Here is a 23,336-nt window from a genome sequence, read left to right as displayed (position 1 = left end):
TACTAAATGAAAAACTTTATACATAAAACAAATACCTATTTACTGGAAAACCATCCTGCATTATGGAATACCAAAATTGTTTGGATGCTTGGTGCTTCTCTAATCATTCATATTATATTCTACTTGTTTGGAATGGGTTCTTTTACAAACCCAGAAACGCTACACGATAGAAATGCCATCGATATATTTTATAGAAATGGAATGGTATTTTTTAGTGTAATGGTATCCATAATACTTTTAGTTGGCTGGCTAATTTTTATGTTTAAAAATAATGCTTTCAAGAATTTTTATCCAACAAATACACTCGGGATATTTAAGCATTTTATTCTTTATTTCATCATTATTTTAACTTCCATTACGTTTTATTATTCCTATATGGCTGGTGTTAAAACTTTTATTTCGATCACCTACCAAGACAAAGAAATGGCTCAGGATATTGCCTTTGCTAATAAAGCAGCACCTTTTTTCTCTCATGGGATAAGCAATTATACACTTGCAAATGTAAACTATCCAGAGCCTTTAAATACATTGTATTGCGAGGTACGACCAGAAAATATAGATTATGAAAAAACGTATTATACGTTTTTAGATAAAGAATATCAATTTTACGATTTAAGAACCGAAACTATCAAAATTGGTAATAGCTATCAAAATAATGCTAACCGGTTTAGTTTATTTTCTGAGCGAACCGACTCCACAATAACCTACTATTTTAAAAATAAGGCGCAAGACATAAGTCCATACATTAAAACCATAGAGCCTAGTTACTACAACTATTCTAAACTATTTTACTCCTCTAAAATTAGTAGTTATGATTCTTATAAAAACTACAATAGTTATAACGACAACTATTACCATATAGATAAAATAAACAAGGGTAAGTTTAACAAAAAAGAGGAGCTATTTCTCATAAATAAAGCACATTATAATCTATTAGAAACTAAAAGTGCAATAGCAATAAAAGCTATTCTAAATAACTTTTTAGAATGCTCCAAAAAATATAAAATTAAACACAATCTCGATCCAGACATCTGGTTAGGTTTAATTTATAATCCTAACGATTTTAAATTAAAACACATTATTAATGACGAAGAGCGAAATATTCAATACAACCATTTGGAGTATAAAGAAAACTTAACACCGTTTGAGAAACTTCACCAAGAGCTGATAACCGATTATTTTATAGAAACCGATAACTTAGGAATTGCCTTCGAAAATATCGAGGAATTAAAAACCAAACCACTAGTTGGTAGTGAAATTCATTTCTTTTTGTGGATTAGCTTTATACTTACTACATTAATATTTGTCTTTAGAATTGCCGGTTTAAAACCACTGTTGTTTTCTATAATTTCGTCGGGAATATTAATGATTTTTGTAGCATTAGTGGCTGCATTAGTTAATTATACTGCATTTAACGGTCAAGGTTTTGAATATTTTATGCTCTATTTTATACTTGCAATTGGGACGACTATTCTTCTTGTAGCGCTCTTTTTTATTACAAAAATAAAAAAATCTATTGCTGCCATTTTTATGAATATTACTTTAGCTGGTTTCGTTCCTTATATACTTTTAATTTTTGGCATAATAACTATGCACCAATCCGATACTTGTAGAGTTTTATACAGCGATTACAGAGTGCGTAAAGAAAGCTGTTTTATACTATTGGAAACATTAGCTCCAGGACTGTGGAGTTATATCCTTCTTGCTATCGGTTTTATTTTCGTGTTCTTGTTCTCTAAACAAATATTAAACTGGAAAGCCATGCCAGAAGGTTAAATAATTATGATTTTAAACTTTAATACCGTATTGAACTATCTGTCTATCTTGTGGTTGTTTTTGCTTATTTTTTCCTGCGGAAATAATAATAAGACAAAGGACCGCAAACAGGTTTTTAGATATAATGAGCATAAAAACATTGGCTCTTTAGATCCTGCTTTTGCTAAAGACAATGCAGATATTTGGGCTGTAAACCAATTGTTTAATGGATTGGTTGAAATGGACGATAGTCTAAACGTACAACCTTGTATTGCTAAAAGCTGGACAATCTCAAAAGATGCACTCACCTATTCTTTTTCTCTTAGAAACGATGTTTACTTTCATAAACATGCCTTATTTGGAACAGACTCCACCAGAACAGTGAATGCTTCAGATTTTGAATACAGTTTATTTAGAAACTGCGATGAGCGTCTTGCAGCGTCAGGGAGTTGGGTGGTTAATAACATTTGGGATATTAATCCGGTTACTCAAGATTCTTTAGTCATTACCCTAAAGTCTACAGACCCTTCGTTTTTAGGTAAATTAGCAATGAAATATTGTTCGGTTGTGCCTAAAGAAATAGTAACACATTATGGTAACAATTTTAGAGCAAATCCAATTGGTACTGGACCTTTTAAATTTAAACGTTGGGAAGAGAACATTAAACTTGTATTCAGGAAAAATCAAAATTATTTTGAAACTGATGCCAACGGCAAGAAGCTACCGTATTTAGAAGCCGTTGCCATTACTTTTTTGCCCGATAAACAAAGTGAATTTCTTCAGTTTATACAAGGTAATCTCGATTTTTTAAACTCTTTAGATGCCTCGTATCAAGACGATATATTAACGACTAAAGGCGAATTAAGAGCGAAATACACCGAATCAATTAACATGATTCGAGGCCCTTATTTAAATACAGAATATTTAGCTTTCTTTATGGATTCTCAAGCTACAGAAATGCAATCGAAATTAATAAGACAAGCCGTTAATTATGGTTTCGACAGACAAAAAATGATGACTTATTTACGCAACGGCATAGGTATTCCCGCAACTGGAGGATTTATACCAAAAGGTCTGCCTGGTTTTAAGGCCAATATTGGTTATCATTATAATCCTGAGAAATCTAAAACCCTTATCAATACATTTAAAAAAGAAACTGGTATCAACCCAGAGATTACAATAACCACAACAAGTAATTATTTAAATTTTTGCGAATACATCCAGCGCGAATTACAAAAAGCAGGTTTAATTGTTAATGTAGATGTTATTCCAGCCTCTACTTTAAAAAGTGCTAAAGCCAATGGTAAATTAGATTTATTTAGAGCCAGTTGGGTTGCCGATTATCCAGATGCGCAAAACTATTTATCACTGTTCTATAGTGAAAATTTCGCGCCAAATGGTCCAAATTATACGCACTTTAAAAGCGATATTTTTAATACTTGGTACACTCAGGCATTAAAAGAAACAAATGCTAAAACCAGAGAAAATCTATATTCTAAAATGGACAGTTTAGTAATCTCAGAAGCACCAGTTGTCCCACTTTATTATGATGAAGTAGTGAGGTTTACAAGAAAAAACGTTAACAACTTAGGCATTAACCCAACAAATTTACTGGATTTAAAACGTGTAAATAAACTATAATTTATACGGCTTCTGCTCTTCTATTAATCCAGAAACAATTAAATATTGAGAAAGGCCATAAAGAAACATAATTAAAAACTTATGATATGGAAAATCTTGATAGTAAAAAGATTGTAATACACTAATACTATCGCACAATGTGGCAACAACTACTCCAATTAGAACGATAATAAAACTCTTGTAATTGACTTCATTTTTTCTAAGATAGGCAAATAATATAACCGATAAACAAGCAAATAAATATAATAATGTTGGTATAAAAAATGCCCCTAAATTATTCATCACGAAGTGCATAATAAATATCATATATAAAAAACATAAAACAAAAAAAGGAGTAAGCGATAACATGCTAAAATCCCTTTCATTAGAAAACCTGTAAACATAACACAATTTTCCGGCTACAAAAAGCACTAAGCCTATGATGTATAATGCTGTTATTTCGAAGAAAATTAATAAGAGATCTCCAATTAAAAAGCATAATAAACCAATAATAACATATTTGTTTTTTGAGTTATTATTTTTATTGATTAAGAAGTAAGCAATAAGGGAAATTACTACCAAAGACTTAGTTACTATTCTAATTTGGTAACTATCTAAATTCGTTTTTACATAAATATCAAAAAATAAGATTATGAAGAATAGAATTCCAAAGCAAATTTTATTGGTTAACAGAAACTTCATAAGGACAGCTTATAATCTTAATCTCGTTGTAATACTAAGTTAATCATTTTCTACCGTTTTAACTTCAATAATAATACCATAAACAGTTAAAAACTGAGCTATGCCGTAGCCTAACATTACCAATATACTTTCATAAGGAATAGGTTTATAGTATGTTTTTAATCCCATTAATATTTCAGCAAACAAGAAAAAAAACATGGCTATTATTACATAGTTATAACTCCTGCTATTGACATCATTCTTTCTTAAATAGGCAAACAAAAATAAAAGAAGACATACAAAAAAATAGCTGAGGACTGGCACAAAATAAATCCCTAAGTTTTTATACATTAATTTAAAAACAATAACCATACAAATAAAACTACCAATTAAAAATGGTATTAATCGCATTAAGTTAAAATCTTTATTGTTGGTAAATCGCATGCAATACATGGCTTTAGCCATAATAAACACAAACATAGAAACAAAAAATAGAGTGGTGTTTAATTGATTAATTACTGTTAGGTCTGCCACTAAGTAAAAAGTAAGAGCAAGCACCACATATGCGTGATTTCTCTTATTTACAACAATTCTATTTTTAATATAAAACATTAAGAGCATTACAATTAATAAAGCCTTAGTTATATACCGCAATGGAAATGGGTCTAAATTAATTTTTACAAAAATATCAAATAGTAATACTGAAAAATAACCTATAGCAAAGTATGGTTTTTTAATATTAAAAAAAACATTATAAAATTTAGATATCATGATAATTTAATTTTGGGGTGGTCTTTTATAAATATTTAAAGCTTATTTTTCTGTTTTCTTTAACAATTCCTAACACTATAAAATATTGCGAAAAACCATAAAATAGCATAACGGTATACTCATTATATGCAAAATCCTGCCTGTAAAATTCTTTTAGAATATTAATACTATCTGAAAACATTGATAATATAACTCCTAATAAAACCAGCCAGAAACTGGCCGTGTTAACTTCATTTTTTCTTAAATAAGCAAATTGAGCTGTTAACATTACTACAAACAAGTAAAACAGAATGGGTAGAAAAAAAATACCAAGATTTCTGTACACAACCATCATTACTGTGGTTATATAGGCAAAGCAAAATAACAAAAAAGGGATAAGTTCTCTAATCTCAAAATCTTTTTTATTGGAAAACCTTAAGGCATAGCATACCTTTGCGATACAAAAGAAAACGCCTCCAGCTACCAGTTGGCTAGTAACATCACCACCAATTAAAAAAAAATCCCCAATTATAAAGCAAGTTAAAGCTAAAATTACCTGAAGTTTTCTAATATTAGATTTCTCTTCTTGGTTAGTTAAATAATAAATTAATAATAATAGTACGAGAGAAAGCTTAGTTAGGTATCTAAACGATGTAGGTGTATAAAATACCTTGATAAAGATATCTAAAATAAAAATTAAAAAAAATACAAAAGAAAAAAGAAGTGTATTTTTAAAAAGTAGGCGCATATGATGTGGGAAAAATATGGCACAATATAATTATATTTTTTAAATAACTGTAGTACAGGTAACTATTAGTTACGTCTAAATTTTTTAGTATCTTCAAATACGTGCTTTAAAATGGCTTGATCAATTTCAGAAAACTCAATTGCTCTTCTCCGCATCACAACTTTACACACCTCAAAAGCCTTTTTTGTTAAATAGGTTGTAAAGCCACCATGACCTCCCCAACTGTAGCTCGGCACAAAATTTCGTGGGAAACCAGAACCAAAAATATTGGCGTTAACACCAACAACTGTTCCTGTATTAAACATCGTATTTATACCACATTTACTGTGGTCTCCCATCATTAATCCGCAAAATTGCAACCCTGTTTTTGCAAAACTTTCAGTTTCGTAATCCCAAAGTCTAACTTCAGCATAATTATTTTTTAAGTTAGAGTTATTTGTGTCTGCACCTAAATTACACCATTCTCCTATTACCGCATTTCCCAAAAATCCATCATGACCTTTGTTAGAATACCCAAACAAAACCGAATTATTTACTTCTCCTCCAACTTTACTGTGCGGTCCAACAGTGGTTGGCCCGTAAATTTTTGTAGCCAGCTTTAAAGTGGCATTCTCACACAAGGCTAATGGTCCTCGCACAACACTGCCTTCCATAATTTCGGCATCTTTGCCTATGTAAATTGGGCCAGAACTGGCATTTAAAGTAGTAAACTCTAATTTAGCACCTTCCTCTATAAAAATGTTTTCTGGTGCAATTATATTATTAGATTGCGGGATTGGTTGAGATGTTCTTCCTTTAGTTAACAGCTCGAAATCCTGTGTTATAGCCTCTCCATTTTTAGAAAATATATCCCAAGTATGCTCAATAGTTAATAAATGCTCATTAAATTCTATAGCTTCAAAAGTGGATAAATCTATATCCTCTTGGTCTTCTTCTGTATAGAAGGCAATTACTTCTTCTGCTTTAAAAATAGCTTGATTCTTTTTAAGATCTTTTATCTTTTCAACTAAAATTTCCGTGGGACAAAAAGAAGCATTAATCATCACATTAGTTTCCATTTCTGCCATTGGCCATTTTACAGACAAATAATCTTCTGTGACTGTAGTTGTAGTGGCTTGTAAAAACAGTTCCCATTTTTCTCTTATGGTTAAAATACCAACACGAATATCTGCAACAGGTCGTGTGTATGTAAAGGGTAATAACTGGTTACGAGATGGACCATCGAAGAGTATGTAATTCATAATATAGTTTAAAGTTTCAAAAGTTTGAAAACAGCAAAGTTAGACTTACTGTTTTTGTAAACTTTTGTTTAAAACAAAAATAACTTAATTGCCTAAAACAAAAAAACCTTTCATTTTTAAATGAAAGGTTTTTAAATATTATGTAAGCTAAATTACTTTTTAAATTTAGCGTATTTGTTTTTAAACTTATCAATTCTACCAGCAGTATCTATTAATTTAGATTTACCAGTATAAAAAGGATGCGATGTACGAGAAATTTCCATTTTTACTACTGGATACTCAACACCGTCAACCTCAATAGTTTCACTTGTATTTGCAGTAGATTTTGTTAAAAACACATCGTCGTTAGACATGTCTTTAAATGCTACTACTCTATAATTTTCTGGATGTATATCTTTTTTCATCGCTTTATGCTTTTATTGTATTCTAAATTCGAGGTGCAAATTTAATCATTTTTTATAATTCAGCAACACTTTTTACAAAAATAATTTAAAGTTATTTTTGTAACGTTTCATTATCTTTGAATACTAACTATTATCATTAACCAATAAACTAAAAAATATGGAAACTTCTACAAAATCATCTGCAATTAATTATGGACTTTATTTAGGTGGATTTATGGCACTTATAACCATTTTAGGTTATGCTCTTTATCTTGATCTTTTAACAAAATGGTGGCTTGGCCTTATTTTATTTGTTGTTATTATTGTTTTCGGGATACTCTCTGCATTAAAATCTAAAAAAATTCAAGAAGGATATATAACCTTTAAAGAAGCATTCAGTTCATATTTTATTACTGTAGCAGTTGGTATTATTATTAGTATGATAATAAGTATTATAATTTTCAATTTTGTTGATCCTGAAGCTGCGATAGCATTAAAAGAAAAAACAATTGAAGCCTCTGTACAAATGATGCGTAATTTTAACGCACCTGAAGAGGCGGTAGCCAAAGCTGTAGAACAAATGGAAGCTCAAAAAAATCAATTCTCAATTGGGCCTCAATTACAGTCTAATGCCATATTTTTAATAATTCAGGCTGTAATAGGACTTATTGTGGCTTTAATTATAAAAAGAAACCCAGTAAGCGAATAATATTCTATATTTGAAGTATAATTTTCAAATTACCACATGGATATATCAGTAGTCATACCACTACTTAACGAACAAGAATCAATTACAGAATTACACGATTGGATTGCAAAAGTTATGCAATCCAATCGTTTTTCTTATGAAATACTTTTTATAGACGATGGCTCTACAGATGGTTCATGGAAAACTATAGAAGCACTTTCGCAAAACAACAGCAACGTAAAAGGTATTCGGTTTTTAAAAAATTTTGGTAAATCTCAAGCCTTACATGCAGGTTTCGAAAAAGCACAAGGTGATGTAATCATTACTATGGATGCCGATTTACAAGATAATCCCGAAGAAATCCCTGCGCTTTACAATAAAATAACTCAAGAACACTTCGACTTAGTTTCTGGTTGGAAAAAAAAGCGTTTCGATAATAAATTTACCAAAAATCTTCCTTCCAAACTTTTTAACTGGGCTGCACGAAAAACGTCTGGTGTAAAACTTAACGATTTTAATTGCGGCTTAAAAGCCTATAAAAAAGACGTGGTAAAAAATATTGATGTTAATGGCGAAATGCATCGGTACATTCCGGTTTTAGCTAAAAATGCTGGTTTTACAAACATTGGAGAACAAATTGTACAACATCAAGCTCGAAAATATGGCGAAACCAAATTTGGAATGGAACGCTTTATTAATGGTTTTTTAGATTTAATAACCATTTGGTTTATCTCGCGTTTTGGAAAAAGGCCTATGCACTTATTTGGTGCTTTAGGTGTTATAATGTTTGCTGTAGGCTTCGTTTTTGCCGCTTATATTGGTGTTGATAAAATGTTTTTTCATACTGATGGAAGACTTATAACCCAACGCCCACAATTTTATATTGCATTAGTAACCATGATTATTGGTACTCAGTTTTTTGTTGCTGGTTTTTTAGGTGAAATTATTTTACGCTCCAAACAAAATAAAAAAAGGTATTTGGTTAAAGAGGAATTAAATCTCGACTATCAATCACCAAATTAACATACTGTTAAATATTAACTTTTTTATAATGCGTACTTTTGCATTCTATTACTTACAATATGATACACATCGAGCCACAATTATTAGACAGAGTTAACAAATGGTTAACGCCAACTTTCGATAAGGACACACAACTTTATATTAAAGATCTTATTGGCACCAACCCAAAATTACTAAAAGAAAGTTTTTATAAAGATTTAGAATTTGGTACTGGTGGTATGCGAGGCGTTATGGGTATTGGCACCAATAGAATAAATAAATACACGCTTGGCAAAAGCACGCAAGGCCTTTGTAACTATATGCACAAGGTGTTTCCTAACCAGGCATTAAAGGTTGCAATAGCTTACGACTGCAGACATAATAGTAAATCTTTGGCAAAAGTGGTTGCAGATGTATTTTCAGCAAATAACATTGAAGTATTTTTGTTCGAAGATTTACGTCCAACTCCAGAACTATCTTTCGCACTAAAGCATTTAAACTGCCATTGTGGTATCGTTCTTACAGCATCTCACAATCCTCCAGAATATAATGGATATAAAGTGTATTGGCAAGATGGCGGACAATTAGTACCACCAGAAGATACCGAAGTTATAAACATAATTAACGAATTAGATTATTCTGAAATTAAATTTGATGCAAACGATGAACGCATTCACTATATAGGCAAGACAGTAGATGATGCTTTTATTGATGCATCGGTTAAAAACGGAAGCTTTAATACTTCAGCAGAAGCAAGAAAAAATTTAAACATTGTTTTCACCTCTCTTCATGGAACTTCTATAACCGCAATTCCAGAAACACTAAACCGAGCAGGCTATACCAATGTAAATATAGTTGAAGAACAACGCGTACCTAACGGAGATTTCCCTACAGTTGTATCACCTAATCCTGAAGAACCCGAAGCCTTAAAAATGGCAATGGAACTGGCTGATAAAGTGGAAGGTGACATCGTTATTGGTACAGATCCAGATTGCGATAGATTAGGCATTGTTGTAAGAGATTTAGACAATGAACTGGTTATTTTAAATGGTAATCAAGCCATGCTTTTAATGACGGATTTTCTGTTAAAACAATGGAAAAAAGAAAACAAACTCAACGGCAAGCAGTTTATTGCCAGTACCATAGTTTCTACACCAATGATGTCGGTGTTAGGAAAAGCCTATAACGTAGAGGCTAAAATTGTGCTAACTGGTTTTAAATGGATTGCGAAAATGATTAAAGATTTTCCACACCTAAATTTTATAGGAGGTGGCGAAGAAAGTTTTGGCTTTATGGTTGGCGATTTTGTGCGTGATAAAGATGCTGTTACTGCAACACTTTTAGCCTGCGAAATTGCAGCTCAGGCAAAAGAAAAAGGAAGCTCTGTCTATCAAGAATTAATTAAACTATATGTAGACCATGGTTTATTTAAAGAACGCTTAATATCTATTACCAAAAAAGGTATTGAAGGTGCTCAAGAAATTAAACAAATGATGATTGACGCTCGAGAAAACCCGTTAAAAGAAGTAAATAACTCTAAAGTAATTTTAATAGAAGATTATCAATTATCCATTTCAAAAAACACATTAACTGGTGAGACTACAAAAATTAATATTCCAACATCTAATGTATTAATTTATTATACCGAAGATGGCAGTAAAATTGCCTTAAGACCAAGTGGTACAGAACCTAAAATTAAGTTTTATATAAGCGTAAATACTACTTTAGAATCTGCAGAGCACTTTTTAGAAACAGAGGCTAAATTAGAAAGTAAAATTGATGCCATAGTCAACGATATGAAGCTTAACTAAATGAAGAAAATATTAAATCAATTATTTCCTTTTATAAAAAAGTTTAAAAAACATGTTGTTTTAAATATACTTTTTAATATTCTCTATGCACTTTTTAGTTCGCTGGCATTTGTAGCATTAATTCCTATGCTTAATGTGTTATTCGATAAAACAAGCAGAGTAACCGAGGCTCCAACTTGGAATGGCATTGGTGATATTAAAAACTATGCAAACGATTTTTTAAATTATAATGTTAGTAGTCAAATAGATAGTGGCAATGCACAAATAGCATTGTTAATAGTTGTTGCTATAGTAATTGTAACCTTTATTCTTAAAAATTTATTTGGCTATTTTGCAATGCAACATGTTATGTATCTTAAAAATGGTGTCCTTACCGACTTAAGAAACGATATGTATGAAAAAATTATTAATCTGCCTTTAAGCTTTTACTCTAAAAGACAAAAAGGCGATGTCATGGCGAGGGTTTTAGGTGATATCAATGAAATGCAAAACTCTTTCTTCATTATATTAGAACTTGTTATTCGCGAACCTCTTACCATAATATTTTCTATCATTTTTATGTTTTCTATAAGCTGGCAACTCTCATTATTTGTGTTAGTGTTTATTCCAACGGCTGGTTTTGTTATCTCAAGAATTGGTAAAACCTTAAAAAGCCAATCGCTAAGTGCGCAACAGGAATCTGGAAGGTTAATATCTATAGTCGAAGAAAGCTTAACGGGCTTAAAAATTGTAAAAAGCTACAATGCAGAGCCAGTATTTAAATCAAATTTTGAAAACTCTTCAAACAAACTTTTAAAATTATCTAACAGTATAGGTTTAAAAAATAACCTTGCAGGTCCTGTAAGTGAGGTGTTAGGTATTGTAACCATAGCCGTTTTACTGTGGTATGGTGGTAAATTGGTACTAATCGATCAAGTCATTGAAGGCACAACCTTTATAGCCTTTATGGGTTTAGCCTATGCTATATTAACACCTGCTAAAGCCATTAGTAAAGCCTCTTATCGGGTTAAAAATGGTATGGCTGCTGCAGATCGTGTGTTCGAAATTCTGCATCACGATAATAAAATGATAGATTCTCCAAACGCAATACAATTAAAAGATTTTAACAAAGAGATTTCTATTAATAACATCTCGTTTAAGTACGATGATGATTTAGTACTTAAAAACTTTTCTATTAAAGTTCCAAAAGGAAAAACTGTCGCTTTAGTAGGACAATCTGGAAGTGGTAAAAGTACAATTGCCAATTTGCTCACGCGTTTTTATGATGTTAATGAAGGGCGTATTGAAATTGATGGAAACAACATAAAAGACATTACAAAAAAATCGCTAAGAGATTTAATAGGATTAGTAACGCAAGACTCCATTTTATTTAACGATACTATTAAAAACAATTTATTAATAGGAAAAGGAAACGCAACAGATAATGAAGTTATAGACGCCCTTAAAATTGCTAATGCATGGGAGTTTGTAAAAGAGTTACCAAAAGGTATAGAAACTAACGTTGGAGATGCAGGGAATAATTTTTCTGGCGGACAAAAACAACGTTTAAGTATTGCCAGAGCAGTGTTAAAAAACCCTCCTATTATGGTTTTGGACGAAGCCACCTCTGCGTTAGATACTGAAAGCGAACGTTTAGTACAATTGGCTTTAGAAAATATGATGAAAAACAGAACCTCCGTTGTTATTGCACACAGATTATCTACCATACAAAATGCCGACGAAATAATTGTAATGCACAGAGGTGAAATAGCCGAACAAGGCAAGCACAACGAACTTATTATTAAAGATGGTATTTACAAAAAGCTGGTAGATATGCAGAGTTTCGATTAACAGGCGCAAAAATAAAAAAAGGATAAACTTTACGTTTATCCTTTTTAGTTCTATGTATAGAATTGGGGCTCTACAACATAAATACGCTTATAGTGTAAACATATATTAAAAAAAGTATTCCTCCAAAGAAAAATACATTTAATCGATGAAATGCAACTTTTAATCGTATTTTTATTTATTTAAACGCGTCTTTAGTTATTTAAAAGTGTTAAAAAATATTAGGTTCAAATTAAACCTTTAATAAATTTTACAGTCAAATATAAAATATTTTTTGTGTTAGCAGAAACCGAACTTATTACACAACTCCAGTCTAAAGACAATAAAGATGCTGCTTTTAAAGCGCTTGTTTCGCTATATAAAGAACGTTTATATTGGCACGTAAGAAATATATTAAAATCTCACGACGACGCAGACGATGCTTTGCAAAATACCTTTATTAAAGTTTACAAGAGTATTGATGGTTTTAAAGGCGAAAGCAAGTTATACTCATGGTTGTACAGAATTGCCACCAACGAAGCCATAACAATTATAAATAAAAACGCCAAACGCTTACAAATAACCAATGAAGAAGTACAGGATTTAGCCATTAATAATATAGAGGCAGATGTTTATTTTGAAGGCGATGCCATACAGTTAAAACTTCAAAAGGCCATTGCCACATTACCAGAAAAACAACAATTGGTATTTAATATGAAATATTTTCAAGAATTAAAGTACAAAGAAATGTCAGAAATTTTAGAAACCAGTGAAGGCGCATTAAAAGCATCGTATCATATAGCTACCAAGAAAATTGAAGCCTATTTAAAAGGTGATTAAACCATATCGAAAATTTTTAGTCTTATAAGTGTACAGAATTTATAAAAAATTCTCAGAAAAAATCATGAAAAAAGAACATTTAAATAATAGAAAATCAGGATTTAAAGTGCCTCAAAATTATTTTGAAGGGCTTGAAGATTCTTTACTAGTTCACGCAAAACTAAAAAATAAAGTGAGTGAGTCTGGTTTAAAAACACCTGATGGCTATCTTGAAAACTTTAGTGTTTCAGTTGAAAAGGAAACCAAAGTCATTTCAATTTTTAGTAGAAAGAATGTGTTATTCGTTTCAAGTATCGCGGCAGCGCTGGTGTTGTTTTTCAGCTTAAATATTTTTGATAATTCACCTCTATCTCTTAACGATTTAGACACAACGACTGTGGATAGTTATATATTAAACGAAACTGAAGTAAGCGATTTATCATCACTTTTTCAAGAGAACGAATTAACTGAAGCTCAATTTATAGATTACTCGCTAAGCGACGAAACATTAGATAGTTATTTTGAAGATGTAGATGTTAGTGACTTAATATTAGATTAAAATTACAATTATGAAAAACTTATTTATTATATTATTATTGGGCATCTTCTCGGTAAATGCTCATGCACAAAAACCAGATAGAGAAAAGATAAAAGCCCTAAAAGTTGCTCACATTACAGAGCAATTAAACTTATCTGCGAATAAAGCACAAGCCTTTTGGCCAATTTACAACAGCAACCAGGAAGCAGAAGATAAACTTAAAGAAAACTCTAAGTTAAATCGATTGGAAGATATCGACGCCATTTCGGAAGCTGAGGCTAAAACACATTTGGAGAAAATTATTGCCATGGAGCAATCGAGACAAAAGCTTCAAAAAGAATATTATGCAAGCTTAAGTGCTGTACTTTCTTCTAAAGAGATACTTAAACTCATGCAGGCTGAGCGTTCGTTTAGGCGCAAAATGATTCAGGAGTTTAAAGCAAGGCATCGTGGAGAAAAAATTAAAGAATAGTAAAAAAATGATTACAAAAAAGAGCAGCCGTTGGCTGCTCTTTTTATTTTATCTCGAATTATTAGTTATTTATCTAAAGGTGAGTTTAGCAATTCTTTGGTTTCCCGCAGCATAAGCCACACTATCGTTTACAAACCTAAGTGTATAGAAACCTTCGTCGCTTAAGTGCTTCCAACTCTCACCAGCATCATTAGAATAGTCGATGCCTTTAAAACCAATAGCAACTAATTCTTTTGCTTTTCTGCCAGGAATATATTGTACGCAACTTCTATATCCTGGGCTTTGGTTTTCCGCAACCAATTGCCATGTTTTACCACCATCTTGAGTGCGAATTTTATTAGCAGTGCTATCGCCTGCTTTAGTATAATCGCCACCAATGGCAAATCCGTTTTTATCATCGTAAAAATCTAAGGAATACATGCCTGTGGTTTCTAAGCCTTGTACTATTGGCGTACTGAAAACCTCCCACGTTTTTCCTTTATCTGGAGAAAACAAAATTCGGCTTGCTTTTCCTCCTGTTGCAACCCAAGTTTTATCGCCAACTATTGCAATATTGGTGTCGCTGGCTGCAAAAGCGGCTTCGCCTTCTTTAGCTTTTGGCAATGTATCGCAAGATAGCTTGCTCCAAGTATTTCCTCCATCGCGTGTAATGATAATACTCATACAATCGTCTGTGGGATCACCAATGGCAATGCCTTCTTTATCGTTCCAGAAATCCATAGCATCGTAGAATGCTTTTTCGTGATCTTCCTGATAAACTAATTTTGTTTCTTCTTCCCCAATTTTATACAGATAAGCAGGACTTGCTACAGACAGAGCAAAACCAGCATCATTAGTACTGGCGAACGCTCTAAAATTTAAATTGTCTTGTTCTTCATCAATTTCTATTGGAAATAAAATATCGTCATCATCAATCATTCCTCCTTTTCCTTTAGAAGTTAAAAAAAACAATCCGTTGTAACCTTCCACCATTTCTATAGCTCTAACATTTAACGTAGAATCTTTTAACAGCAAACCAATCTCAACTTCGGTAAAATCCCGAGGCATAAAAAGCTCTTCTTTTTTCTCTTCATCTTTTTGACAAGACAATAGGGTAAGTGCGACACAAAATATAATGAGTAGTTGTTTCATAAGTTTTTTATAATTTCTATAAATGTAAAAAAGCTTTACGACATTTCCGCAAAGCTTTTTTCAATTAAACAAAAAACAAAACTTAATCTTCTTTTTTCAGTGCATTTATATCTACAATTAATTGTGCTATTGATGCTCTATTCAATCCGTTATAGATACCTCTTATGTGTTTGTTTTTATCAATTAATAAGAAATTTTCAGTATGAAGGAAATCATCTATACTTTTTACTTCACCTAAATCACTTTCTACAAAATAATGGTCTCTTCCAAGAGCATATATTTCATTTCTATCACCTGTTACTAAATGCCATTTGTTATCTATAACATTATTATTTTTAGCATAAGCACGTAAAACAGAAACTGAATCTGTACTTGGCATTACAGAATGCGATAGTAATAAAATATCCTTGTCGTTTTTAAATTCTTCCTGAATTTTTGCCATATTTCCAGTCATTTTAGGACAAATACCAGGACAGGTTGTAAAAAAGAAATCTGTGATATAAATTTTATCATCAAATGTTTTTTGCGTAACCGCTTCACCTAATTGATTTGTAAATGAAAAATCCGGAATTTTATGAAACGCTTTTTCTTCTTCCGTATTTGGTGTTAACCAATGTGGTGTAAAAGAATCATCATTATAATAAGGTAAATACTCTACTCTGCTATTTTCAGCAACTTTGATGTTTTCTTTTTTTACTTCCTTATTACAGCTTGCAAAAAACAATAGTATTATGATGCATAGATATTTCATAAGTTTAATTTTTTCTTATTATAACTTCATCTTCTAATCTAACACATGAATTAGCTCTTTGCAATCCAAAAACACGCCCGTTTTTGGCCTCATAATTAACATAAAGTTTGCCGTTGGCTAACCAAGCTTTTTGAAAACCATGTTCTTTTCCGTCAACAAAATGTCTTAGTTTATTTAATTGCCCATTAGCAAACCATTTTTTTTCAACACCTTGCTTAACGCCATTTTCGTAATAAGTTTCACCCGATAAAACGCCATTTTCCCACCAGGTTTTATAAACACCTACTAAGCGATTGTTTTTATAATAAGATTCTAATTGAAGTTTTTCATTTATTGTCCAACGTTTTGCAACGCCTTCTCTTTTACCATTGTAAAATCCCCATTTTTCTTCTAAAACACCATTTGGGTAATACTTTAGCGAATAGCCATTGTATGGTTTTTCCTTATAATACCATATGCCTTTATTTCCATCAAGAACTAAATCTTTTTTTAACACCTCAACATTAGCGATAACTATGGGTTGAAACTTAGTAACATCAGTATTGCTACTTTTACTTGAAGAAGGTTCCTTACAACCAGTTTTTAAAAACACAATAAGAATTAAAAAAAGAATTGGTTTCATATTTTTTTAACTTTAGTACCCTTGAAATGGTCCAGCAAAAAGAATATGCGCTGGAGCATAGGCATAATTACCTGCAGGATATTCTTCGTTAATAATGTGGTAGTGATATTCTTCTACTCCATCTGTATATTGTGTAGTCGACGTGTGACCACCTGAAGCATCTAAATCTGTAGGATGTGTTCCTGTCGAACTACACTGTCTTCCATAAATAAAAACACCATCAAGTAATATACCAACTAAACTATCATCGTCGTTAGAAATTGGTGTTGGCTCTAAATGATAGTGGTAAACACCAGGACCTTTATGAGCACCAGCCCAATCTAAGCTTTGTGCAGCTTGGTCCAAGTCTCCCATCCCTTCTTGATCATTAAATATAGATGCGCCGCTAACTGCAATACCAATGGTATTTAATTGCGTTGATACGGTTGCTCCTGTTAAATTTGGAGTTGCATCAACTGTAAAGCTCGCAGCTTCACCTTGTCCTCCACCAATGTAGGTGTCTTGAGTTGTTTTTGTAACACCAGGCTCGTCGATATAAAGTGCATGGCTTGGTTCCCAATAAATTGAAGTGTGGTCTGGAAATCCAGTCGTTTCGATATAATATTCTGTACCATCATCAGATAAAATAACGGTAACCGCATCTGGATTGAAGGCTGCAAAAGCAGCGTGCAATTCTGTTACTGCAATGTCGTCATCGTCGTCATTACCATTATCGCTTACAGAATCGTCACTACTACAAGCAAATAATGTTAAAGCAAAAATTATAATGCAGGCAAATGGTTTAAAATAAATTTTCATAGGTTTAATGTTTTAAGATTATTTAGTATTTAGATGCTAATTTTAAAAAAAGCTTGCGTTATTTATTTTTTTCTTTCAATCTTACTTTTTTTTACCGTTTTTGTCTATGACCACGAGCGCCTTTTTCTAATTCTTCCTTTGAAAGAAAACCATCGCTATTTGTATCTACTGTTGAAAAATTTTCCTGCAACGGTCCTTCTACTTCAGCTTTAGACAGTTTACCATCCTTATTGGTATCCAATTGTTTAATTAAATGTGCAGCGCTTGGCCTTTCTCCTTGTGGTCTTCTTTCATTTGTCCTTCCTTGTTGCTGTCCTCTTGGTGGACCTTGTCGTTCTTCTCGCTCGACTTCTCCCATTAAACAACGACTTACATAAGGGAACACGTTCGTGACGAGATACATGTATTGATTGTTAATGGTGATGCCGTTACATTCATCTAAATCGCCAAAGCCTTCTACGAATTCAAAATCTGAAGTGAATGTGCCGTCGTGATGACCACCAACTGCAACATTTATAGTATGTTTTGGGTTTTTATACGTGCAATCCTCACCTTCTCTATCACCATCAACTGCTTTGTAGCTTGGCTTGTATTTTCCGCTTTTTGAATAATACATAGGGAAGCCATCGTGTGCAAAACCTATGTGCACTAAGTCTTCTCCAGTATCAAATTGTTTTATGGCAGCTGTTGGTGAGCCATGATAATGATAAGCGCCAGTTGGCTGAACGTGCGCATGATTAAAATCGAGTCCTAAATCTATGAGATTTTGAAACGCTTCTACGCGATAATTCTCTCCAGTGTCGCATGCTACAACTTCTGCTGTTCCAGGTTCAAACTTAATGCCATTGAGTGCCACACCTGGTTCTCTAATCCATTGGGCTTTTCCTGAATATTCAGGATGTAACGGAAACGTGTAGGTTTTGTTTTGCGACGAAATTGTATTTGGATTACCCTGATTTGGAAAATCACCTGTTTTATGGTTTGGCAACGAATTGGTCACCATTACACGCGCATCGCCTTTAATAGAAACTTTTGTTTTTGTACCGTAATTAGCATCTTCTAATTCGTAAGCTCCAAAATAATTTGTGCTATTATTTGAAACCGTTTCATTGTCATGAGAATGATTTTCTGATCCATCATGAGTATTCGAATTAGCATTTTTTTGACTATTACAACCTACTAAAATACCTGCTGCAATAATTGCTAAAATTTTATATTGATTTTTCACCTTCAAATTAATTTAGTCTCTTTTTTTTCGCTTTGGTTTAGCTGCTTTGGCATAAAACGCTTTTAATTCTTCTAAATCAAGCTCTCCATCTTCATTAGCATCAATCGTTTTAAAGTTTTTTGATAATTCTTTTTTCTGTTTTGCGGCTACTTCAAGTTCATTTAAAGTGCCATCTCCATTATCATCTACTTCTTTTATTAGTTTTTTTGCTGAAACCTTTTTGGCTTTCTTACCATTTAACGCCTCTTTTAATTCTTGCAAATCTATTACCTCGTCACCGTTAATGTCTATAGCATCGAAATCTTCGGCTATTTTACCTCTCCTATCTTTTGAAGCTTCGTCTCTGTCTATTACCTTATCGTTATTCGTGTCTAATTTTGATAAAATTTCTGATGCATCAGGCTTGCTGCTTCTTTGCTGGTTTTGCCCTCTGCCTTGTCCTCTTCCTCCATTTGTAGGGCCTTGTGCATAAACACCTATAGTAAGCAACAATGTGAATAAAGTGAATTTTATTGTTTTGTTTTTCATGATTTTATTTATTTGTTATATATACTTTTTTAATAAAAATCTTGGGTTTCCTATCTGCTTCATTTAATAAAAAAGTTTCGTGAAGCTTAAAAGTTTAGCAATAGTATATTCTATTCTTCTTAATTTATACTTCTAAAATTTTCACTTACAACATACCTATTTCTGTACTTGATTAATTCTTTCTAATTAAAATAAATTAAAATTATTTACTGCAGTGGATATCTCATAACCAAGTCGTAATCCCTCGTCAGCATCTTCTTGAATATGAACACCAAGTGGCACTCTTGAATACGCATTTTCTTCTGCCATTGTAGAAAATGAACTAAAACTTCTTGGAGTCCCAATAAATTCGGTTCTGCCTTCATGACTTCTATCGGTAAAGTCGATGCTGTCTGTTCCAAACTGGTCTATAAAAACGCCTGCAGCTGCCGAAGCAAATGTGGCGTGACCTGATGGATATCCTGGAAATGAAGGATTGGGTACAATTACCAGACGAGCGAGATTGGTTTCGAAATCTGCATTTATGTATTCATTAATGTAAGTACTTGGTCGCTCTGTATTGTAAGTGTATTTATCATCCCAGGTCGACACAGCCGCGTCATTAATAGCAAACCCTAATCTTAATAGAAGTTCTAAAGACTGCTCATGAGTTAAATCTTCGTTTGCAATGAATTGAATGGCTATGGAAATTTGTCTTCCAGGTGGACTCATCATTAATCCTTCTACATCATCAGACCAAAATTCTGCTATCCATAAGTCTTCATTGTTTTGAGCTGCCGCTGTAGTTGCAACGACGTTAACTTCATTCATAGTTGCATAGTATGCACTTGAAGTATCTGTACTATATGTTGTAGGAAATGGAACACTGGTTGTTTCGCTTGGCGAAATAACAAAAGTGCGAACTTGTCCCCAATATGGAAACCAAGCGACTTCTCCTTCATCTGCCACCCACAAACCATCACCAACAGGTGCTACATAATCATCAGGCGTTTGGTTTATAATTTGGTCTTCGGCTGCCTCGTCTGTTCTACTATACGCAATAACTCTTCGTGCCACGTGCCTTCCCCATTGTCTTGAATTCTCACGCTCAGACTGAGATAAATTTTGCGATAATTCCTCAGTCTTTTCATCTCTTAAATCAAAAATATCTCCTCTTGCATTGGGTGATATGTTAAACATAAAATGATCGAAAGCCTCTGCGTAAGCTATATTTAATGCAAGATTTAAATCTACGTTGTCTTCCCTTTGGCTAAAGTCTATATTTAATTCTTCAAGTCTGTCCTCGTTTGATGTATAACCAGCCATGTCTGTGACTGCTGTTTCGTAGGCTGCAAGGTGAATATAACCTAAAGCTCTTGCTGTTGCATTGGGTCTCATACCGTTAGTAAAGCGATCGAGCTCCAACCAGAGTTCGTTCCAATCGTAAATAAGTTGAGTGGTAGCGTCTGTAAACACTACAGATTCCTCACTCTCTTCTACAATAGTATTAACATCATCGTCTGAACATGACTGAAATACAGTAGTTATTACTACCATTAAAAATGAAATTTTAATTAGTTGATTTTTCATGGTTGTTTATTTTAATATTTAACATTTAATGTTTAGATGTTTTTTTTAAAAAAAACTTGTGATTTAAACTTTAGTTTTTTTTATTAAACTATAATTAGCTCCCTAATTCTTTATTTAATTTCACAGCCATTGTATGCGTTTTTTCTTTTAAACTTTTGGCAATTGCTAATTGATTTTCGGTTTGTAATAGCCTATCTACTAAAGCATTCTGGTATTCTCTACTATCAAGCAACTTCATATAATTTGATGCTTCTAAAAAGGTTTGAATACGTTTGTACTCTAAATCGCGCTCCGAAAGAATATCTAATAAAGACACATGTTTTTCTATTACTGGTTGCAATCTATTAACAACAATATTTTTAATTTTAGCCTCTTGACTTTCAAAACTATCTAACTCATTTGGATATGAGGCGATTAGGTCTTTTAATAAAACACTTTGTATAAACTCAAATTTGTTAGTGCTGTTAATCGAATTAATTGCTCCGTTATGCAATTGTACTGGTTTAAAATTGACGTTTACAATGCCTTCCTTAATTTTCTCGGTCAATTGTTCTGGTTGCAAACCAATGCTTTTAATGGTTGTTCGTATGGTTTTTAGGTTGTTAGTGTAATTAGCAATTGAAGAATCTAAAACTTTTGAATTTGAATCTAACTCTTGTAATAACGTCTGGTAAATTTTAAGTTCAACAATTTTATTTTTTCTTATTTCATTTAAACTGTTAATCTTCCAGGCGATTAATATCCCAATTACGATTAAAAGAATTTCTCCAAAAGCATAAATAACATAGCTCTTAGTTTTTCCTGATACTATTAATGACCTTCTAATTTTTCTGAAAATTCTCATATTTAAAATTTTAGCTACTTTTTATTTTTAATGAAAAAGACTCTGTAGCTTTTACACCACAAAGCCTTTAACCACTACTAACCAAAAAACTATTTCAAATTCCTTTTAATCTAAATAAGTAGTAACGGCAGATGCACGAGATGCAACATGAGCATTTAATTCGTTAATTGCCATTTGAAATTCGTTACTATTATTTAAAAAGGTATAACCAGCAACTTCTGATGTTGCATAAGGCTGTACTAAAGCTGAATAGGTCGTGTATAAAGATTGTATTGTATTAACATTAAAGGCACCATCTACCACGTCTTGCACATAAGCATCATATTGTGTTTTATATACCGAATCTTGATACATGTAGCCTATTAAAGGCCAATCATTAGCATTTAATCCTGAAAAATCCAACGGAAGCGAACCTCCCATTTTCCCTAATTGTAATGCTTCGTTATTATCCCAGGGAATCCATGTTAATTTATTATTGTCTGGATTGTTGTACAGAAAATAATTATGTGTCATTTTTCCATAGGTGTCCCAATTTTGAATGACGGTATTTACTGCCAAATATTTTAAAAACACTTCTGTATTTAACGTGGCATCTAAATTGGTTCTCCAAGTTGCTGGATCTGTTGTTCTTGTTCCATCATTAATAATGGCTAATAAATTAGAAACGTCGCTAAAATCTGCATCGTCTTCATTGGTTTTCTTTACATATTCATCTTCATCATAAGTACCTGCTACAAAACTTGCTGCATCTCCATCTGGCTTGTATAAATTACCATTGTCATTTAAAAACTGAGTCTCGATAACAGTATCATCAACCTCTTCTACCATAGTATACAAGCCAAAATATTGTGGTCCATCGCCATGATCTACATAAACAGTATAAAATGCTGTGTGTGATGCTACTAATCCTGCATTTCTAAAAACATCTGTCGCTACTTTTTCACGTAGCATCGATTTATCATCAAAATTGTTTTTTAGACTTAATTTTTTAAAGCCATAAAAACGTTGGTTGTCTATTTGCGGATAATCGTCTTCAAACTCATCAAAGTCTAATTTAAATGATAATTTTAAAATACCATTTCGCCAGCTTGTTTGTAAGCTGGAGTTCCCTTTAAAACGCACACCAACACGGTACCATTCTATACTGTTATAAAAAACTTCTGCAGGCACAAAAATTGGGTCTTCGTCTGCATCAAGTAATCCGCCTCCTTGTCCGCCTCCTGAACCAAAAGTGCCATAAGTTTCTGTCATGTCGTCCAGCATACTTTGCCATCTTGCTGGTGTAATAACAATATCGAGTCTTTTTACTGTATTGTCTTCAAAAACTTCATCAAAATTTGGGTCTGCATCGTTACTATGTGTTTCGGTTGTCCAGTCTGTTGCCTCAAAATCTGTATCGTCAACCTCGTCTGTTGTTTCTTCTTGCTGTTCGGTTATATCATCATCTTCGCTGCAAGCATTAAATGTTATTACAAAGGCACTAAAAATAAATGCTGTTAATACTAAGTGAAATTGTTTAGTGAATTTAGTCATCGTTTTTGATTTTTATAA

23 protein-coding genes are annotated in these 23,336 nt (G+C 32.5%); 9 read left to right on the top strand and 14 right to left on the bottom strand.

Features of this window, described 5'->3' with window-relative positions; genetic code table 11:
• Positions 1 to 6: 6 nt before the first annotated feature.
• Together ACVC43_RS04570 and ACVC43_RS04565 are read left to right on the top strand one after the other, a co-directional pair.
• Positions 7 to 1,776, top strand: coding sequence for a hypothetical protein (locus ACVC43_RS04570; RefSeq protein WP_452223392.1), 1,770 nt, complete (start codon positions 7 to 9; stop codon positions 1,774 to 1,776).
• 6 nt (positions 1,777 to 1,782) lie between these two features.
• On the top strand, positions 1,783 to 3,396 hold the full coding sequence (locus ACVC43_RS04565; RefSeq protein WP_452223391.1) for an ABC transporter substrate-binding protein: 1,614 nt from the start codon (positions 1,783 to 1,785) through the stop codon (positions 3,394 to 3,396).
• On the opposite strand, the gene ACVC43_RS04560 is transcribed toward ACVC43_RS04565, so the two are convergent.
• The 5 genes from ACVC43_RS04560 to ACVC43_RS04540 all read right to left on the bottom strand — a co-directional run bounded on the left by ACVC43_RS04560 (position 3,391) and on the right by ACVC43_RS04540 (position 7,199).
• Positions 3,391 to 4,077 carry a lysoplasmalogenase family protein gene (locus tag ACVC43_RS04560; protein WP_452223390.1) on the bottom strand — a complete coding sequence of 229 codons (687 nt, stop codon included), beginning with the start codon at positions 4,075 to 4,077 and terminating at the stop codon, positions 3,391 to 3,393. The two genes, ACVC43_RS04565 and ACVC43_RS04560, sit on opposite strands and share 6 nt — an antisense overlap.
• A 39-nt stretch (positions 4,078 to 4,116) precedes the next feature.
• On the bottom strand, positions 4,117 to 4,827 hold the full coding sequence (locus tag ACVC43_RS04555; protein WP_452223389.1) for a lysoplasmalogenase family protein: 711 nt from the start codon (positions 4,825 to 4,827) through the stop codon (positions 4,117 to 4,119).
• 25 nt (positions 4,828 to 4,852) lie between these two features.
• The gene (locus ACVC43_RS04550; protein ID WP_452223388.1) at positions 4,853 to 5,554 is read right to left on the bottom strand and encodes a lysoplasmalogenase family protein; all 702 of its coding nucleotides are present in this window, start codon (positions 5,552 to 5,554) and stop codon (positions 4,853 to 4,855) included.
• A 65-nt stretch (positions 5,555 to 5,619) separates the two neighbouring features.
• Positions 5,620 to 6,795, bottom strand: a complete 1,176-nt coding sequence (locus ACVC43_RS04545) for a GlmU family protein (RefSeq protein ID WP_452223387.1) — start codon at positions 6,793 to 6,795, stop codon at positions 5,620 to 5,622.
• A 152-nt stretch (positions 6,796 to 6,947) separates the two neighbouring features.
• Positions 6,948 to 7,199 (bottom strand): type B 50S ribosomal protein L31, encoded by a 252-nt coding sequence (locus ACVC43_RS04540; RefSeq protein WP_290469316.1) that lies wholly within the window; start codon positions 7,197 to 7,199, stop codon positions 6,948 to 6,950.
• Positions 7,200 to 7,356: 157 nt separating this feature from the next.
• Here ACVC43_RS04540 and ACVC43_RS04535 point away from each other — a divergent pair, with 157 nt between their 5' ends.
• The 7 genes from ACVC43_RS04535 to ACVC43_RS04505 all read left to right on the top strand — a co-directional run bounded on the left by ACVC43_RS04535 (position 7,357) and on the right by ACVC43_RS04505 (position 14,314).
• Positions 7,357 to 7,887 (top strand): DUF4199 domain-containing protein, encoded by a 531-nt coding sequence (locus ACVC43_RS04535; RefSeq protein WP_452223386.1) that lies wholly within the window; start codon positions 7,357 to 7,359, stop codon positions 7,885 to 7,887.
• 36 nt (positions 7,888 to 7,923) lie between these two features.
• Positions 7,924 to 8,889: a glycosyltransferase family 2 protein gene (locus tag ACVC43_RS04530; RefSeq protein ID WP_452223385.1), complete on the top strand. Its 966-nt coding sequence runs from the start codon at positions 7,924 to 7,926 to the stop codon at positions 8,887 to 8,889.
• A gap of 59 nt (positions 8,890 to 8,948) precedes the next feature.
• Entirely contained in the window at positions 8,949 to 10,679 is a 1,731-nt protein-coding gene (locus ACVC43_RS04525) for a phospho-sugar mutase (protein ID WP_452223384.1), read from the top strand.
• Complete coding sequence (locus ACVC43_RS04520; protein ID WP_452223383.1) at positions 10,680 to 12,509, top strand: ABC transporter ATP-binding protein; 1,830 nt, start codon at positions 10,680 to 10,682, stop codon at positions 12,507 to 12,509.
• Positions 12,510 to 12,782: 273 nt separating this feature from the next.
• Positions 12,783 to 13,325, top strand: a complete 543-nt coding sequence (locus tag ACVC43_RS04515; protein ID WP_452223382.1) for an RNA polymerase sigma factor — start codon at positions 12,783 to 12,785, stop codon at positions 13,323 to 13,325.
• Between the two features lie 64 nt (positions 13,326 to 13,389).
• On the top strand, positions 13,390 to 13,863 hold the full coding sequence (locus ACVC43_RS04510; RefSeq protein WP_452223381.1) for a hypothetical protein: 474 nt from the start codon (positions 13,390 to 13,392) through the stop codon (positions 13,861 to 13,863).
• A 10-nt stretch (positions 13,864 to 13,873) separates the two neighbouring features.
• The gene (locus ACVC43_RS04505) at positions 13,874 to 14,314 is read left to right on the top strand and encodes a hypothetical protein (RefSeq protein WP_452223380.1); all 441 of its coding nucleotides are present in this window, start codon (positions 13,874 to 13,876) and stop codon (positions 14,312 to 14,314) included.
• 69 nt (positions 14,315 to 14,383) lie between these two features.
• Here ACVC43_RS04505 and ACVC43_RS04500 read toward each other — a convergent pair whose 3' ends face one another.
• From ACVC43_RS04500 to ACVC43_RS04460, 9 genes are all read right to left on the bottom strand, one after another.
• Positions 14,384 to 15,445, bottom strand: a complete 1,062-nt coding sequence (locus tag ACVC43_RS04500) for a WD40/YVTN/BNR-like repeat-containing protein (RefSeq protein WP_452223379.1) — start codon at positions 15,443 to 15,445, stop codon at positions 14,384 to 14,386.
• An 82-nt stretch (positions 15,446 to 15,527) separates the two neighbouring features.
• Positions 15,528 to 16,196, bottom strand: a complete 669-nt coding sequence (locus ACVC43_RS04495) for an SCO family protein (protein WP_452223378.1) — start codon at positions 16,194 to 16,196, stop codon at positions 15,528 to 15,530.
• 4 nt (positions 16,197 to 16,200) lie between these two features.
• Positions 16,201 to 16,818 carry a toxin-antitoxin system YwqK family antitoxin gene (locus tag ACVC43_RS04490; protein WP_452223377.1) on the bottom strand — a complete coding sequence of 206 codons (618 nt, stop codon included), beginning with the start codon at positions 16,816 to 16,818 and terminating at the stop codon, positions 16,201 to 16,203.
• A gap of 12 nt (positions 16,819 to 16,830) precedes the next feature.
• Entirely contained in the window at positions 16,831 to 17,616 is a 786-nt protein-coding gene (locus ACVC43_RS04485) for a YHYH protein (protein WP_452223376.1), read from the bottom strand.
• A gap of 91 nt (positions 17,617 to 17,707) precedes the next feature.
• Positions 17,708 to 18,844, bottom strand: a complete 1,137-nt coding sequence (locus ACVC43_RS04480) for a YHYH protein (protein WP_452223375.1) — start codon at positions 18,842 to 18,844, stop codon at positions 17,708 to 17,710.
• A 12-nt stretch (positions 18,845 to 18,856) separates the two neighbouring features.
• On the bottom strand, positions 18,857 to 19,372 hold the full coding sequence (locus tag ACVC43_RS04475) for an EF-hand domain-containing protein (RefSeq protein ID WP_452223374.1): 516 nt from the start codon (positions 19,370 to 19,372) through the stop codon (positions 18,857 to 18,859).
• 186 nt (positions 19,373 to 19,558) lie between these two features.
• Positions 19,559 to 20,941 (bottom strand): vanadium-dependent haloperoxidase, encoded by a 1,383-nt coding sequence (locus ACVC43_RS04470; protein WP_452223373.1) that lies wholly within the window; start codon positions 20,939 to 20,941, stop codon positions 19,559 to 19,561.
• A gap of 94 nt (positions 20,942 to 21,035) precedes the next feature.
• Positions 21,036 to 21,785: a hypothetical protein gene (locus ACVC43_RS04465; protein ID WP_452223372.1), complete on the bottom strand. Its 750-nt coding sequence runs from the start codon at positions 21,783 to 21,785 to the stop codon at positions 21,036 to 21,038.
• A 105-nt stretch (positions 21,786 to 21,890) separates the two neighbouring features.
• Positions 21,891 to 23,318, bottom strand: coding sequence for a CotH kinase family protein (locus ACVC43_RS04460; protein ID WP_452223371.1), 1,428 nt, complete (start codon positions 23,316 to 23,318; stop codon positions 21,891 to 21,893).
• Positions 23,319 to 23,336: the final 18 nt, after the last annotated feature.

The organism is Lacinutrix chionoecetis (assembly GCF_053604665.1).
The sequence above is the reverse complement of the archived record's forward strand: the minus strand, read 5'-3'. Positions and strand labels throughout refer to the sequence as shown.

Bases quoted from the DNA above. Each gene is read 5' to 3' on its own strand.
- ACVC43_RS04570 (WP_452223392.1), top strand. From the start codon at position 7: ATGAAAAACTTTATACATAAAACAAATACCTATTTACTGGAAAACCAT.
- ACVC43_RS04565 (WP_452223391.1), top strand. From the start codon at position 1,783: ATGATTTTAAACTTTAATACCGTATTGAACTATCTGTCTATCTTGTGG.
- ACVC43_RS04560 (WP_452223390.1), bottom strand. From the start codon at position 4,077: ATGAAGTTTCTGTTAACCAATAAAATTTGCTTTGGAATTCTATTCTTC.
- ACVC43_RS04555 (WP_452223389.1), bottom strand. From the start codon at position 4,827: ATGATATCTAAATTTTATAATGTTTTTTTTAATATTAAAAAACCATAC.
- ACVC43_RS04550 (WP_452223388.1), bottom strand. From the start codon at position 5,554: ATGCGCCTACTTTTTAAAAATACACTTCTTTTTTCTTTTGTATTTTTT.
- ACVC43_RS04545 (WP_452223387.1), bottom strand. From the start codon at position 6,795: ATGAATTACATACTCTTCGATGGTCCATCTCGTAACCAGTTATTACCC.
- ACVC43_RS04540 (WP_290469316.1), bottom strand. From the start codon at position 7,199: ATGAAAAAAGATATACATCCAGAAAATTATAGAGTAGTAGCATTTAAA.
- ACVC43_RS04535 (WP_452223386.1), top strand. From the start codon at position 7,357: ATGGAAACTTCTACAAAATCATCTGCAATTAATTATGGACTTTATTTA.
- ACVC43_RS04530 (WP_452223385.1), top strand. From the start codon at position 7,924: ATGGATATATCAGTAGTCATACCACTACTTAACGAACAAGAATCAATT.
- ACVC43_RS04525 (WP_452223384.1), top strand. From the start codon at position 8,949: ATGATACACATCGAGCCACAATTATTAGACAGAGTTAACAAATGGTTA.
- ACVC43_RS04520 (WP_452223383.1), top strand. From the start codon at position 10,680: ATGAAGAAAATATTAAATCAATTATTTCCTTTTATAAAAAAGTTTAAA.
- ACVC43_RS04510 (WP_452223381.1), top strand. From the start codon at position 13,390: ATGAAAAAAGAACATTTAAATAATAGAAAATCAGGATTTAAAGTGCCT.
- ACVC43_RS04505 (WP_452223380.1), top strand. From the start codon at position 13,874: ATGAAAAACTTATTTATTATATTATTATTGGGCATCTTCTCGGTAAAT.
- ACVC43_RS04500 (WP_452223379.1), bottom strand. From the start codon at position 15,445: ATGAAACAACTACTCATTATATTTTGTGTCGCACTTACCCTATTGTCT.
- ACVC43_RS04495 (WP_452223378.1), bottom strand. From the start codon at position 16,196: ATGAAATATCTATGCATCATAATACTATTGTTTTTTGCAAGCTGTAAT.
- ACVC43_RS04490 (WP_452223377.1), bottom strand. From the start codon at position 16,818: ATGAAACCAATTCTTTTTTTAATTCTTATTGTGTTTTTAAAAACTGGT.
- ACVC43_RS04485 (WP_452223376.1), bottom strand. From the start codon at position 17,616: ATGAAAATTTATTTTAAACCATTTGCCTGCATTATAATTTTTGCTTTA.
- ACVC43_RS04475 (WP_452223374.1), bottom strand. From the start codon at position 19,372: ATGAAAAACAAAACAATAAAATTCACTTTATTCACATTGTTGCTTACT.
- ACVC43_RS04470 (WP_452223373.1), bottom strand. From the start codon at position 20,941: ATGAAAAATCAACTAATTAAAATTTCATTTTTAATGGTAGTAATAACT.
- ACVC43_RS04465 (WP_452223372.1), bottom strand. From the start codon at position 21,785: ATGAGAATTTTCAGAAAAATTAGAAGGTCATTAATAGTATCAGGAAAA.
- ACVC43_RS04460 (WP_452223371.1), bottom strand. From the start codon at position 23,318: ATGACTAAATTCACTAAACAATTTCACTTAGTATTAACAGCATTTATT.